Raw genomic sequence first — 14,882 nt, forward strand, 5'->3', positions numbered from 1 at the left:
CCTCAGGCGGAAGACGTGGAAATAACGAACTTTCCCAAGCCCGGGTCAGGCGGCGAGCTGAACCCGGTTACGCCCCGCTCCCTTGGCGGCATACAGTGCGGCATCGGCGACGGCGAGCAGCTGCGCCGAGTCTCGCTGATCCTCGCGGGCAGCGATGCCGATGCTGACGGTCACGGCGGGCAGATCGCGATCGCCGATGCGCGGCATTTCGATCGCCAGGCGGACCCGCTCGGCGACCATCCGCGCATCCTCGGCCGTAGCGCCAGGCATGAGGATACCGAACTCCTCCCCGCCCAGACGCCCGACCAGATCTCCACCGCGCACCGCGGCTACGGCGCGCGCCGCGATCAGCTGCAGCACCTTGTCACCGACCGGATGGCCGTGGCGATCATTGACCCGCTTGAAATGATCGACATCGAACATCGCCACCGCGAGCGGCCAGCCAAATTCGGCCGCGCCCGCCGTCTCGCGATCGAGCTGGCGCATGAAGGCGCGACGGTTGGCGATGCCGGTCAACTCATCGGTCGAGGCTAGCTGGGTCGCCTCACGCGCGCGCTGCTCGGCTCGGCGCTTGGCGGTCATGACATGCTGCTCGAGCCGCTTGCGATCGTCGATATCGCGCAGCGTACCGGTCGCCCCCAACACCACTCCGTCCGGATCACGCAGGCCCTGGAAATACACCTCCATCCAGCGCACACCGGCGGCGGTTCCGAACTGCACGACCTGGCGGGCGCCCGTATCCCCGCCCGCCAGCATCGATTGCAGGCGATCGTCGAGCTCCGTCCGGTCGGTCGCCCCGACGCGATCGAGCCAGCCGGTGCCAAGACTATCGGCGAGCGCGAAGCCGGTCAGCGCCTCCCACGCGGGATTGAGATAGGCCCAGCGGCCGTTGCGATCGACGCGGAAGATCACCTCGCCGATATTCTCGACCACCGCCTTGAAGCGATCGCCCATCTGGCGCGCCTGTTCGGCGCGCAGATCATGCTCGGTCAGCATCGCCGCGACGGGCAAGGCCGTAAGGAAGCAACAGGCGACGAACAGCTGAAGCAGCAAGGACCGGGTTGCCGGATCCGGCGAGGCCGCCAAGATCGGGCCATAACCGAGCTCGGACGCATAGCCAGCGATGACCGCGACGATGCCGACCGCAGCCACTGCGCCCAAGGCCCGCAGCCGGAATGTCGCGAACAGGACCATCGGCGTGATGAGAAAGAGCAAAGGCAGCGCGCTCCAGATAAAGATCGCCGCCGTGACCATAGCGACCGATCCAAGCACGAGGATCAGTTCGGCGATTGGCTGCGCCGCCATCCTGCGCATGCGGCGGCGATCGCGGATTTGCGCCAAGATCACGACCACCGGCGCGATGACGAGCTGGCTCAATACGCCCGTGACATACCATTGGCCGAAGCCGGCGGCGAAATCGGTCCGGTCCAGCATGGCCAGCGCGAAGCCGCCTATCGACGCCGAGACCAATGTCGATACCACCGCCGCGAAGACCAGGGCGAGCACGTCGCTCACCCGATCGAACAACTCGCCCGGCCGGCACAGGCGCCGCAGCACCAATAACGCGAGCAGCCCTTCGACGAGATTGGCGACACAGAACAGCACGGTGATCATCGCGGGGTCGCCACGCCCGAGATGGAAGGCCAGGCTACCGACCAACCCGCCAGCGACGATCGCGCCCATATCCCGCCACGAGCGCCTCCGCGCGATCAGGATACCCAGCAGCAGCGCATTGCACGGCCAGATCGCCTGCAGCCCGCTGGAGCGGCGAGCCAACTCGCTCAATATGGCGACCAGCAAGAACAGGACCCCGGTCCCGCCGGCCAGCCGAAGCCGGCGGCGGAGTGCCCTCCAATCTCCCATTCTCACCCCCGGGGAGCCCCCCCAAATCCAATGGATTGGCTCTGCCCGTAATGATTTAAATCTTGCTTAACAGCACGTTGAACAATTGATCAGCCGCTGTTGCGCAGCGCGGTGGCGATGGCGTTGATCGAGAGTTGGATCCCATCGGCGACGCGCGGATCGGTCTCGCCACCGCGATAGCGACGGATAAGCTCGATCTGGAGCAGGTTGAGCGGCTCGATATAGGGAAGGCGCAACCGCACCGACGCATCGAGCTGCGGATTGTTTTCGAGCAGCCGCGACTCGCCTGTGGCGGCGAGCACCCCCTCGCAGGTCTGGTACCAGCCCGCGCGGATGCGATCGAAGATCGCGTTGCCCGCGTCCCGATCCTCGACCAGCGCCAGATAGCGCTCGGCGATCGCCATGTCCGATTTGGCGAGCACCATCTCCAGATTGGCGATCGTCGCCTGGAAGAAGGGCCAGCCTTGCACCATCGCGCGCAGCAGGCCCTTGTCGGCGAACGCATCGAGCGCATGGCCGACCCCGTACCAGCCGGGCAGCATCACCCGCGTCTGCGCCCACGAGAACACCCATGGGATCGCGCGCAGGTCCTCGATCCGATCGGATTTGGTCCGGCTGGCGGGGCGCGACCCGATCTTAAGCCCCGAAATCTCCGCGATCGGGGTGAATTGGCGGAAGAAGCGGCGGAAGCCTTCGGTATCGTAGACCAGCCCGCGATAGGATTTGAACGCCGTCGCCGACAATTCCACCATCGCGTCGACAAAACGCGCGCGATCCGCATCCTCGACCTCGGGCGCCTCGAGGCCGGCGAGCAAGGTGGCGGCGGTGATCGCCTCAAGGTTGATCTTGGCCGCGTCCACCGTGCCATATTTGGCGGCGATGACCTCTCCCTGTTCGGTGATGCGGATGCGGCCCTGGACGGTGCCGGTCGGCTGCGCGCGGATCGCGGCGAAGGACGAACCGCCTCCGCGCCCGACCGCGCCGCCGCGGCCATGGAACAGTTGCATCGCGGCGCCGGCTTGCTCGAACACCGGCTTCAGCGCCCGGCTCGCCTGATGCAGGCTCCAGACCGAAGTGAGATAACCGCCATCCTTATTCGAGTCCGAGTAGCCGACCATGACCTCCTGATAACCGCGCGCGGTGGTGATCGCGGCGATCTCGGGCAAAGCGAAATAGGCAGTCATCACGTCGGGGCCGCGTTCGAGATCCTCGATCGTCTCGAACAGGGGCACGACCATGATCTCGCACGAAGGCGGATTGCCCGGCCGGTACAGGCCGGCCTCCTTGAGCAGGATCATCACCTCCAGCATGTCGGATACCGTCGCCGCCTTGGAGATGATGTAGGCGGTGATCACTTCGCGACCATATCGGGCGTGCGCCGTCGCCGCGGCCCGCGCGATCGCAAGTTCCGATTGGGTCTCTTCGGAATATTCGGCGAAAGCGCTGGCCAGCGGGCGCGCGTTGGACAGTTCACGCCGCAGCAGCGCGACGCGATCCTCTTCGGCCAGCCCAAGATAATCGGGCTCGACGCCGGCCACCTTGAGCAGATCGGCGATCACGCGCTCGTGGACATCGGCGTTCTGGCGCAGATCGAGCGTGGCGAGGTGGAAGCCGAACGTCTCGACCGCGCGGATCAGGCGCCCGAGCGCGCCGCCCGACGCAAGCGCCCCGCCGCCGCCCTCCGCCAGCCCCTTGGCGAGCGTGGCGAGATCACGCCGGAAGTCGCGCGGGCTCGCGTAAGGATCGGCGACATGATCGGCCGGGCGCGGCGGAGCCTTGCCGACGATATCGCGATAGGTGGCGGCGAGGCGCGCATAGATGCCGGTGAGCGCGCGGCGATAGGGTTCGTCGGCCCGCGCCGGCGAAGCATCCTTGCCTGCTTCGGCCAGCGCACCGATCTCGTCGCTGACGGGAGCGAATTCGCTGGAGATCGAAAGCTCGGCGCCGAGCGCATGGATCCGGGCGAGATAATGGCCCAAGACCGTCTCGGCCGCGCGCCCGGTCGCATATTTGAGTGCCTCGGCGACGACGAACGGATTGCCGTCGCGATCGCCACCGATCCAGCTGCCCGCACGCAGGAAGCTTTTCGGACGCGCGCCCAGCACCCGTTCCCAGCGCGCGTAGAGCGCGGGCAATACGGGCAGGAAGATATCGCTGAGATAGGACAAAGCGGTCTCGATCTCGTCCTTCACGAACAGCCGTTCGCGCCGCAGCGGACGCGTCTGCCAGAGCAGGGCGATCTGGCGGTAGATCGCCTCGTCGACCAGATCGCCTTCCGGCGTCTCGACATTGCTGCCGTCGCGCCGCTCCATCAATTCGGCGATGCGATTGCGGTGATCGATCATGCTCTTGCGCCGCACTTCGGTCGGGTGCGCGGTCAGCACGGGCACGATCAGGCCATGATCGAGCAGGTCCATCACCTGCGCGCGATCGACGCCCTCCTTGTCGAGCTGCGCGATCGCCGCTGCGACATCGGCACCCGGCTCGGCGGCGACGCCCTGCCGATCCTCGACCAGATTGGCGAGCATCGAGAAGAGCATGAAACCGCGCGTGAAAGCGATCACGTCGTCCAGCCCGAGCGCAGCCAGCCCGGCATCCGTTTCGCCGACGCTGGCGCCGCGCGCGCGATCGACCGAGGCGGAGCGGACATATTCGATCCGCCGGAACATCGCCTCCCCGTCGTAAGCGCGGATCACGTCCCCGAGCAGCCTCCCCAGGAAGCGCATGTCGGAGTGTTGGGCGACGGGTGGAGGAGTGGCCATATGCCGATGCTGCGCTGCAACGAAGAGTCGGTCAACCGCTCTTCGACGGGAGCGCCGCTCCGAAAGTCGTTCGATCATTTCGAAGGGGCGGAAGAGCGGTTTCCCTGCCGCCGTCCTGTCTCTACGAAGAGTGGCGATGCACAGTCTGCTCGCCCAACTCGCCCCCAGCTATGGCCAGATCTACTACATCATCGAATGGGTGGTACGGATCGCCGCGCTGGCGGTTTTACCGTGGCGGCGGTCACCGGCGGCCGTGCGGAGCTGGCTGCTGCTGATCTTCTTCCTGCCCGTTCCCGGCATCGTCCTGTTCTTCCTGATCGGTCGACCGCGCTTCCCGAGCTGGCGGCGCGAGCGCTTCGCAAAAATACACCCCTTCATCGCCGAAACCACGCGCCGCCTGACCGCAGAAGCCCCCGTTTCGCTCGCACCGACCGAATGGGAGATCGCCGATCTGACCGCACGGCTCGGCCGCCTCCCGGCCGTGGGTGGCAACCAGATCGAACTGATCGACGATTATGACGGGGTGATCGACCGGCTGATCGAGGATATCGATGGTGCGCAGCTCCACGTCCGTCTGCTGGCATACATCTTCGCCGACGACGATGTCGGCTGCCGGGTAATCGATGCGCTCGCCCGCGCCGTACAGCGCGGGGTCGAAACCCACGTCATCCTCGATCCGGTCGGATCGCGACCGTGGGTGCGCGGTACCATGCGGCGATTGGCCGAGGCGAAGGTCGAGACGCGCGCGGCCCTGCCCTTCCGCCTGCTGCGCGGCCGCACGCGACGCGACATGCGCAACCATCGCAAATTGTTCCTGATCGACGGACGCATCGGCTATGCCGGCTCGCAGAACATCGTCGCGCGCGATTTCCGGCCCGGCGTGGTCAACCGCGAGCTTGTCGCGCGCACGACCGGGCCGATCGTGGCCGAGATGGAGAGTGTTTTCATCGGCGACTGGTTTCTCGAAACCGAAGAGATGCTCGATAGCGCGCCGGCGATCGCCGCTCCGACGGGATCGGCGGTCGCCCAGTTGCTGCCGAGCGGCGCCGATTTCGCGCTGCATGGCTTCGAGACCTTGCTCGTCTGGCAAATCCACGAGGCACGCCGGCGCGCGATCATCGTGACCCCCTACCTGATCCCCGACGACGATCTGCTCGCCGCGATGCGAACCGCCGTGGTGCGTGGGGTCGAGATCGATCTGGTGGTGTCGAAGGTGGTCGACCAGCGCTTGGTGAACCTCGCCCAATCCTCCTATTATCTTGAATTGATGCGGTGCGGGGTGCGCATCTTCCGCTATCCCGACGAACTCCTCCACGCGAAGAATGTGAGCATCGACGGGCGGCTCGGCATCGCCGGATCGAGCAATGTCGACATCCGCTCATTCCAGCTCAACGAGGAAGTGAGCCTGCTTCTGTTCGATCCCGACAGTATCGCCCGGCTGGAAGAGATCCAGCGCGGCTATCTGGCCCGCGGCGAACGGCTCGATCTCGACCGTTGGCAGCAGCGCGGGCGACTGCGCCGCATCGGCGAGGCGACAGCGCGATTGGTCAGCCCGCTACTTTGAGGCTGACCGGCTCTTCATCAGCGGCTGGATGCGCGTTCCGAACATCTCCACGCCCTCGATGAAATCGTCGAAGGTGAGCAGCACGCCGCCGGTGTTCGGCACCTCGGCCATCTCGTCAAGCATCCGCGCCACGCTCTCGTAGCTGCCGACGAGCGTACCCATGTTGATGTTCACGGCGCCCTCGGGTGCAGCCAGCTGGCGGACATTGGTGGTAGTATTATACTTGTCGGCGGCGCCCTGGTTCATCAGCCACGCGATCGCTTCCATATCGACGCCGTCATTGTAGCTCCGCCACTTGGCCATCGCCGCCTCGTCGGTCTCGTCCGCAATCACCATCACGAGCACGAATACCGATACATCGCGCCCGGTCTTGGCGGTGGCGGAGGCGAGGCGTTCGTTGTTGAACGCAAAGGCCTTGGGCGTGTTGACCCCCTTGCCCAGGCAGAAGGCATAATCCGCCCACTTGGCCGAGAAGGCCAAACCATCGTCGGACGAGCCGGCGCAGATGATCTTCATGTCGCCGCCAGGCTTGGGCCGCACCAGGCAATCGTCCATCTGGTAATAGGTGCCCTTGAAATCGCTTCGTCCGGTCTCCCACAACTCGCGCAATATGCCGGCATATTCGTCGAGCATCTGGTAGCGGTTGCGGAAATGCTCGTCGCCGGGCCACAGCCCCATCTGGCTATATTCGGGCTTCTGCCAGCCGGTGATCAGATTGAGCCCGAAGCGCCCATGGCTGATCGAATCGATCGTGTTGCACATCCGTGCCGCGAAGGCCGGCGGGATGATCAATGTCGGGCAGGTGGCGTAGATCTTGATCTTCTCGGTGACGGCGGCGAGGCCCGCCATCAGGGTGAAGCTCTCCAGCCCATATTCCCAGAATTCGGTCGCCCCGCCGAAGCCGCGCAGCTTGATCATCGAGAGCAGGAAATCGAGCCCGTATTTCTCGGCGCGCAGCGCGATCTCCTTGTTGAGATCGAACGACGGCAGATATTGCGGCGCGTTCTTCGAGATCAGCCAGCCATTGTTGTTGATGGGGACGAAGACACCGACCTGCATATCATTCAGCTCCGCAGAAATTTGATCACGGGGGCGGCGAAACCGGCGGGATCGGTGACGTTGCAGGCATGCCCGCCCCACGCCATCATCGCCAGCGTCGCGCCTGGGATATGCGCGGCAAGATGCTCCGAACAGAAAGCCGGCACGAGCATGTCGTCCCCCGCCGCCAAGGCAAGCGTCGGCACGGTGATGGCGCCGAGCTGCGCATCGATATCAAAGGCCCGCAACGCGGCGATCCGGCTTTCGACCGTCGCGATCGCCGGGAAATGCGCGACATGGGCTGCGGCTTCGGCATCGATCGCGAGGCTGTGGCGCGAGATCCAGGCGGCCGGGTAGAGGAAGATCGGCTGTGCGGCGACATAGGCCTCGACCCCGCTGTCGCGCAGCAGGTGCAACCGCGCGGCGAAACAGCGCGCGAAATGCGGATCGAGCTTCGACCAGCCGTTGACGACGATCAATTTGTCGAGCCGCTCGGGTGCCTTGAGCGCGAGCGCGAGGCCGGCGACGCCGCCGGCGGCGTGGCCGATCACGCTGGCCTTTGCGGCACCGATCGCGTCGATCAGGATCAGAAGGTCGTCGACCCACGCCTCGACGGTGACGGGTTCGGACAAAGTGCGATCGCTGCGCCCGGTCCCGCGGTGATCGTAGAGCACCACCTGGTGATCGCGGGTCAATACATCGAGGTTGGGTTTCCAGTAATTGCCCGAGCCGCCGAGCCCGGGCGACATGATCACCACCGGCGCACCGGCGGGCCCGTGGAGTTCATAGTAAAGACCCGAGGCGAGCGGCACCTAAAGATTCTCCCGGCACGGGGAGGGGGACCGCGACGCGCAGCGGCGTGGTGGAGCCCCCCCGGCAAGGGATTCGCTTGCGGTGGGCCCCCTCCACCATTTCTGCGAAATGGTCCCCCTCCCCGTGCCGGGGAGGATCTTCAGGTCACCCCTCATCCGATGTGCGCCACCGAGGCGATCTCGACCAGGCAATCCGGCTTCACCAGTTCGCACTTGATGCAGTAGCGCGCCGGCTTCGCGCCCGGAAAATATTCGGCATAGACCTGATTGAAGGCGGCATAATCGACCAGATCCTTCAGGAAGATATGGTTCATCGCCACATCCTCCAGCGTCGCGCCCGCCGCCTCCAGCGTGACCTTGATGACGTCGAGCACATGCCGCGTCTGCGCCGCCACGTCACCGACATGGAGCACCACCCCACCCTCGCCCAGCGCCAGCACGCCAGAGACATAGACCGTGTCCCCCGCCTTCGCGGCGGCCGAATAAGGCGCGATCGGGGTCGGGAATTGCGGCGGGTTGATCGGTTCGAACGGCATTTACCTACTCCCTGGGAATCTGCCCGAAGCTGCCGCAGAAATCGGCCACGGTCGAAACCCAGCCGAAGAATTTCTCGACATTGTAGACCGTCGCCGCCTGCATGAAATCGGGGCCGAGATGGTGGGTCGCATCCTCCAGCATCACCCCGAAATATTCGAGGTGGAAACCGTCGCGCAGCGTGCTTTCGACGCAGACGTTCGTGGCGATGCCGACGAAGACGAGGTTGCGGATACCGCGCGCGCGGAGCGTCGAATCGAGCTGCGAGTTGAAGAAGGCCGAATAGCGCGTCTTGTGGAGGCGAATGTCGCCCGGCTGCGGCTTGAGCGCATCGACCAGTTCATAATCCCAGCCGCCGCGCGCCAGCAGTTGCCCCTTGAGATCGGGCCGCGCACGCATCGTCTTGAGCGCATTGGACTTGTGCCAATTGGGCGATCCTGGCCCGCCCGCCTCGACATAATCCGGATCCCAGCCATTCTGCAGGTAGATCACCTGCACGCCCGCCGCGCGCGCGGTTTCGAGCACCTTGGCGATCTGACCGATCGCGCCGGCAGCTCCTTCGATGTCGAACCCCGCCAGATCGACATAGCCGCCGGGCGAAGCATAGGCATTCTGCATGTCGATCACGACGACCGCGGTCTGATCGGCGGCGACCCTGAGCGGCTCGGGCCGGGCAGGCAGGGTCACCATGCGCGGCGTGGAAGCGGGGGCAGTTTCGACAGGCTGCATGAAGGCGATGGTGATCGCTTCGTCCTGCAAGAGCAAGCCGTCGCCTGATCGCGCTGGCGGGTCGTTGCATCCGCGATTAGATAGGGCACAACCGAATCCCCGCCCTGGAGAGGCTTCCCATGCGCTATAATCGTCTCGGCCGTACCGGCCTGCTCGTGTCCGAACTGTGCCTCGGCACGATGACCTTCGGCGAGAGCGAGGGCCGCTTCAAGGATATCGCAGGACTGGGCCAGGGGGCCGCCGACGAGATCGTCAAGGCGTCGTTCGATGCGGGCATCAACTTCTTCGACACCGCCAACGTCTATTCGCTCGGCAAGTCCGAGCAGATTCTCGGCCAGTCGCTGCGCAATCTCGGGCTCAAGCGCGACGAGGTGGTGGTCGCGACCAAGGCGATGGGCACGATGGGCGATGCGCCCAACAGCAAGGGCGCGTCGCGCTTCCACATCATGGCGGCGGTCGAGGCGAGCCTCGAACGGCTCCAGCTTGACCATATCGATCTCTACCAGATCCACGGCTTTGACGTGCTGACGCCGATCGAGGAGACGGTGCGCGCGCTCGACAATCTCGTGAGCCGGGGGCTGGTGCGCTATGTCGGCGTCTCCAACTGGTCGGCCTGGGCGATCATGAAGGCGCTGGGGATTTCGGAGCGGCTGAACCTCGCCCGGTTCGAGAGCCTGCAGGCTTATTACACCGTCGCCGGGCGCGATCTGGAGCGCGAACTGGTGCCGATGATGCAGTCCGAACAGGTCGGCCTGATGGTGTGGAGCCCGCTCGCCGGCGGATTGCTGTCAGGGAAATATAGCCGCGCGGGCGAGGGCCAGGGCCGTCGCGCCAATTTCGACTTTCCCCCGGTCGACAAGGATCGCGCATTCGACCTGATCGATCTGATGCGCCCGATGGCGGAGAGCCGCGGCGTCACGGTGGCGCAGATCGCGCTGTCGTGGCTGCTCCACCAGCCGGTCGTCAGCAGCGTGATCATCGGCGCCAAAAGGCTCGACCAGCTCACCGACAATATCGCGGCGTGCGACGTCAGCCTGACCGGCGACGAGCTCGCGCAATTGGGCGACGCGAGCAAGCTGCCGCCCGAATATCCCGGCTGGATGCTGCAGATGCAGGGCAGCTATCGGGCCGGCGCGGTGCAGAAGCCGCGGGTGGGGTGAAGCCTGTTTCGCCCCACCGCATTACGCTTTGCGCCGTTCCGCCTCCTCGGCTAAGGCCGCGCGCTATGCGCTTTTCCCGGGTTCGCTCCTCCGTTCTTCTCGCCGCCATCGCTCTGGCTCTTCCGCTGGCCGGATGTTCGAGCGTCAGCGGCGCCAAGAAGGGAAAGGAGAATAATCGCTACGTCGCACGCGACGTCGACACGCTCTACAATGCCGCCAAGGACCGGCTCGACCAGCGCCGTTTCGCCGAAGCCGCCGCTCTGTTCGACGAGGTCGAGCGCCAGCATCCTTATTCGGTGTGGGCGCGCCGCGCACAGCTGATGAGCGCGTTCAGCTATTACATGTCGCATAATTATCCCGATTCGATCCAGGCGGCGCAGCGCTTCCTGTCGATCCACCCGGGCAACAAGGATGCCCCCTACGCGCTCTATCTCGTCGCAGTCGATTATTACGAGCAGATCGGCGACGTGAACCGCGACCAGAAGATCAGCCTGCAGGCGCTGGATGCGATGGGCGAGGTGATCCGCCGTTATCCCGATTCGCGCTACGCCACCGATGCACGCCTCAAGACCGATCTGATCAACGATCACCTTGCCGGCAAGGAAATGGAGGTCGGGCGCTTCTATCAGCGTCGCCACGATTGGCTCGCCTCGGTCATCCGCTTCCGCAAGGTGATCGATACCTATCAGACAACCAGCCATGTGCCCGAGGCGCTGATGCGGCTGACCGAAAGCTATCTGGAACTGGGCATACTCGACGAAGCGCGCCGCTCGACCGCGGTGCTGGGCGCCAATTATCCCGGCAGCGACTGGTACAAGCATGCCTACGAGCTGATCCAGAAGAAGGATCCCGATCTCAAGCCGAGCTGATCGGCTTCCACGCGGGGATGACGAAGTAAAACGGGTCGCCTAGAGAGCAGATGATGCTCACCGCGCTCGCCATTCGCGACGTCGTTCTGATCGAGGCGCTCGATCTGGAATTCGGCCCCGGCCTCGGCGCGCTTACGGGCGAGACCGGGGCGGGCAAATCGATCCTGCTCGATGCGCTCGGCCTTGCGCTCGGCGCGCGCGCGGATGCCGGCCTCGTCCGCCAGGGCGCCATGCACGCGGGGGTTACCGCGAGTTTCGATCTGCCGCCCGATCACGCCGCCTTTGCCATTCTTGCCGAAGGCGGGCTCGATGCGGATCCGGGCGAACCCCTCGTGATCCGCCGGCAGGTCCGCGCCGATGGTGGCAGCCGGGCCTATGTCAACAATCAGGCGGCCTCGGCCGGGCTGCTGCGGCTGCTCGGTACGAGCCTCGTCGAGATCCATGGTCAGCATGACGATCGCGGGCTGCTCAATCCGCGTGGGCATCGCGCCTTGCTCGATGCGTTCGGCCGACTGGACACGGCATCGGTCGCCGCGCTCCATGAACGCTGGCGCGATGCCGAAAGCCGGCTCGACCAGGCCGCGACCGAACTGGAGGAAGCCGATCGCGATCGCGAGTGGCTCGAGCATGCAGTCGCCGAACTGACTGCGTTCGCGCCTGAGCCCGGCGAGGAAGCGATGCTGGCCGAGGCGCGCGCGACGATGCAGAAGGGCGCGCGGCTGGCGGGGGAACTGGCGGCGGTGACCGAGCAACTCGAAGGATCGGAAGGCGCGCTCGCGCTGCTCCGGCAGGCCGCGCGGCGGCTCGACCGGCTGGCATCCGAACATGATACGCTGGCACAGGCGCTGGCGGCGATCGATCGTGCGGTCAACGAGGCATCGGAGGCCGAGGATCGGCTCGCCGAAGCAGGCGAGGCCTTCGCCTTCGACCCGGCCAGGCTGGAAGCGATGGAAACGCGCCTGTTCGATCTGCGCGCGCTCGCCCGCAAGCATCGCGTCGAGCCGGACGCGCTCGCCGCGCTGGCGCAGGAGCTGGCGGGCCGGCTAGGGCGAATCGAGGCCGGCGGTGCCGGCCTTGCGGCGCTGGAGAAACAGGCCGCTGCGGCGCGAGCATCTTACGATGCAGCGGCCGCCGCCCTGTCTTCCTCGCGCCAAGCCGCCGCAAGGCGGCTCGACGCCGCGGTCGCCATTGAACTCGCACCGCTCAAACTCGACACTGCCCGCTTCCGCACCGTGATCGAGGCGCTGCCCGAGGCCCAATGGGGTCCGGCCGGGCGCGATCGGGTCGAGTTCGAGATCTCGACCAACCCCGGCGCGCCGTTTGCACCGTTGGTCAAGATCGCCAGCGGCGGCGAATTGTCGCGCTTCATCCTCGCGCTCAAGGTCGCGCTGGCAGAGGAAGGCGGCGCCGGGACGATGATCTTCGACGAGGTCGATCGCGGCGTCGGCGGCGCGGTGGCGGCGGCGATCGGCGATCGACTCGCACGGCTGGCCGCGCGGGCGCAGATCCTGGTCGTCACCCACAGCCCACAGGTCGCAGCGCGTGCCGCGCGCCATTGGCTGATCGCCAAGCGTTCCGACGGCATCGTCGCGCGCACCGGCGTCCACGTGCTCGATCAGGGGGCGCGCCGCGAGGAGATTGCGCGGATGCTGTCGGGAGCGGAGGTTACCGATGAGGCGCGGGCACAGGCAGCGCGACTCCTGGGGGTGGGCTGAACCGCCTATCAGGCGCTACGACCCGCGCGTGTCGGGCGCGGTTTCGCTCGGCAATTGCGACTGGTCGAGCTGCCAGTAATGGCCTTTCCGTGCGATCAGGTCTTCGTGGGTGCCCTGCTCGACGACGTTGCCGTTCTCCATATAGACGATCAGGTCCGCGTCGCGGATCGTCGAGAGGCGGTGCGCAATCACGAAGCTGGTGCGACCGGTGCGCAGCAGCGCCATCGCGCGCTGCACCAGCACTTCGGTGCGCGTGTCGACCGAGCTCGTCGCCTCGTCGAGGATCAGCACCACCGGCTTGGCAATGAACGCACGCGCGATCGTCAGCAGCTGGCGCTGGCCCAGACTGAGCCCGCTGCCATTTTCGTCGAGCACCGTGTCATAGCCCTGCGGCAGCGCCCGGACGAAATCGTCGACGTGGCAGGCGCGCGCCGCCTCCATGATCTCCGCTTCGGTCGCATCGGTCCGGCCATAGGCGATATTATCGCGGACGCTGCCCCCGAACAGCCAGGCATCCTGCAATACCATGCCGAAATGGCGGCGCAGCCCCTCGCGCGCCATGGTGGCGATGTCGATACCGTCGAAGCGGATCGTGCCGCCATCGATCTCGTAGAAGCGCATCAGCAGGTTGACGAGCGTCGTCTTGCCCGCACCGGTGGGACCGACGATCGCGATGGTCTGGCCGGGCAGCGCTTCCAGGCTGACATCCTCGAACAGCGGCCGCGCCGGATCGTAGCGGAAGCGAACATGCTCGAACCTGATATGACCGCGCGGCCTGGCGACGTCCGCGGGTTGCGCCGGCTCGGGGCTCAGCTCGGGGGCATCGAGCAGTTCGAAGATCCGCTCGGCCGAGGCCGCCGCCGACTGGACGATCGCCGCCATTCCCGAAATCTGTGACATCGGCTGGTTGAGCTGACGGACATATTGGATGAAGGATTGCAGCGCGCCGATCGTCATCGCTCCGCTCGCCACGCGCAAGCCTCCGCCGATCACGACCGAGATATAGGCAAGGTTGCCGACCGCCATGATCGCGGGCTGGATCACGCCCGCCAGGAACTGCGCGCGGAAGGCATTGTCGCTGAGGGAACGATTGCTTTTCTCGAATTCCGCCCGGGCGCGCTGCTGATGGCCGAACACCTTCATCAGGCTGTGCCCGGTGTAATTCTCCTCGACCTCGCCGTTGAGTACTCCTGTCCAGCGCCATTGCTCTATGAAATGCGGCTGCGCGCGTCCGGCGAGCAATCGCGCCAGCCCGAACGACAGGCCGAGACTGAGCGCCGCGGCGAGCGTGAGCAGCGGCGAGAGAATCAGCATCATCACCACCACGCCGACCAGATGGAGCAGCGACATCAGGAGCTGGCTCAGGAGCTGCTGGAGCCCCTGCGTGACATTGTCGATATCGTTCGTGACGCGGCTCAGCACCTCGCCGTGCGGCTGGCGATCGAACCATGGCAGCGGCAGCCGGCCGAGCTTCTCCTCGGCCTCGCGCCGCATCGCACGACTGAGCGTCTGGACAAGGCCATTGATCAGCCACGCCTGTTGCCAATTGAGCGCCGCGGCAGCGGCCTGGAGCGCGCCGATGATCAGCAGCATCCGCCCCAGCGTCCCGAAATCGATCGCCCGCCGGACGTTCACCGCATTGACGATCAGGTCGGTCGCATGGCCGAGCATCCAGGGCCCGAGCGAGCTCGCGGTCACGCTGATCACGGTGCACAGCAATGCAAGCCAGAGCCGCAACCGCGCCGTGCCGAACATACCGGCGAGGCGGCGCAGCGTCGCGCCGGTATTGCGCGCCTTGCCGACCGCGATCGGCATCGGCCCGCCGCGTCCCCCGGC

11 protein-coding genes are annotated in these 14,882 nt (G+C 65.9%); 4 read left to right on the plus strand and 7 right to left on the minus strand.

Annotated elements, in window-relative coordinates; genetic code table 11:
• Nucleotides 1–45: 45 nt before the first annotated feature.
• Nucleotides 46–1,863, minus strand: coding sequence for a diguanylate cyclase (locus AB4Z44_RS16400; protein WP_404710757.1), 1,818 nt, complete (start codon nt 1,861–1,863; stop codon nt 46–48).
• Between the two features lie 89 nt (nt 1,864–1,952).
• Entirely contained in the window at nt 1,953–4,625 is a 2,673-nt protein-coding gene (gene ppc / locus AB4Z44_RS16405; RefSeq protein WP_404710758.1) for a phosphoenolpyruvate carboxylase, read from the minus strand.
• A 136-nt stretch (nt 4,626–4,761) separates the two neighbouring features.
• On the opposite strand from ppc, the gene AB4Z44_RS16410 reads away from it, so the two are divergent.
• Complete coding sequence (locus AB4Z44_RS16410) at nt 4,762–6,189, plus strand: phospholipase D-like domain-containing protein (protein WP_404710759.1); 1,428 nt, start codon at nt 4,762–4,764, stop codon at nt 6,187–6,189.
• On the opposite strand, the gene rutA is transcribed toward AB4Z44_RS16410, so the two are convergent.
• The 4 genes from rutA to rutB all read right to left on the minus strand — a co-directional run bounded on the left by rutA (nt 6,181) and on the right by rutB (nt 9,302).
• Nucleotides 6,181–7,248, minus strand: a complete 1,068-nt coding sequence (rutA, locus tag AB4Z44_RS16415; protein ID WP_404710760.1) for a pyrimidine utilization protein A — start codon at nt 7,246–7,248, stop codon at nt 6,181–6,183. The genes AB4Z44_RS16410 and rutA overlap by 9 nt on opposite strands.
• Nucleotides 7,249–7,253: 5 nt before the next feature.
• Complete coding sequence (gene rutD, locus AB4Z44_RS16420; RefSeq protein WP_404710761.1) at nt 7,254–8,039, minus strand: pyrimidine utilization protein D; 786 nt, start codon at nt 8,037–8,039, stop codon at nt 7,254–7,256.
• Nucleotides 8,040–8,191: 152 nt separating this feature from the next.
• The gene (gene rutC, locus AB4Z44_RS16425) at nt 8,192–8,575 is read right to left on the minus strand and encodes a pyrimidine utilization protein C (protein WP_404710762.1); all 384 of its coding nucleotides are present in this window, start codon (nt 8,573–8,575) and stop codon (nt 8,192–8,194) included.
• A gap of 4 nt (nt 8,576–8,579) precedes the next feature.
• On the minus strand, nt 8,580–9,302 hold the full coding sequence (rutB, locus tag AB4Z44_RS16430; protein ID WP_404714256.1) for a pyrimidine utilization protein B: 723 nt from the start codon (nt 9,300–9,302) through the stop codon (nt 8,580–8,582).
• Nucleotides 9,303–9,421: 119 nt separating this feature from the next.
• Here rutB and AB4Z44_RS16435 point away from each other — a divergent pair, with 119 nt between their 5' ends.
• From AB4Z44_RS16435 to recN, 3 genes are all read left to right on the plus strand, one after another.
• Entirely contained in the window at nt 9,422–10,462 is a 1,041-nt protein-coding gene (locus tag AB4Z44_RS16435; protein ID WP_404710763.1) for an aldo/keto reductase, read from the plus strand.
• A 65-nt stretch (nt 10,463–10,527) separates the two neighbouring features.
• Nucleotides 10,528–11,331: an outer membrane protein assembly factor BamD gene (locus AB4Z44_RS16440; RefSeq protein ID WP_404710764.1), complete on the plus strand. Its 804-nt coding sequence runs from the start codon at nt 10,528–10,530 to the stop codon at nt 11,329–11,331.
• A gap of 53 nt (nt 11,332–11,384) precedes the next feature.
• Nucleotides 11,385–13,046, plus strand: coding sequence for a DNA repair protein RecN (gene recN, locus AB4Z44_RS16445; protein ID WP_404714257.1), 1,662 nt, complete (start codon nt 11,385–11,387; stop codon nt 13,044–13,046).
• A gap of 15 nt (nt 13,047–13,061) precedes the next feature.
• Here recN and AB4Z44_RS16450 read toward each other — a convergent pair whose 3' ends face one another.
• Entirely contained in the window at nt 13,062–14,861 is a 1,800-nt protein-coding gene (locus AB4Z44_RS16450) for an ABC transporter ATP-binding protein (protein ID WP_404710765.1), read from the minus strand.
• Nucleotides 14,862–14,882 lie beyond the last annotated feature (21 nt).

Origin of the sequence: Sphingomonas sp. MMS24-J13 (genome assembly GCF_044905095.1) — a bacterium.
Classification (GTDB): domain Bacteria; phylum Pseudomonadota; class Alphaproteobacteria; order Sphingomonadales; family Sphingomonadaceae; genus Sphingomonas_I.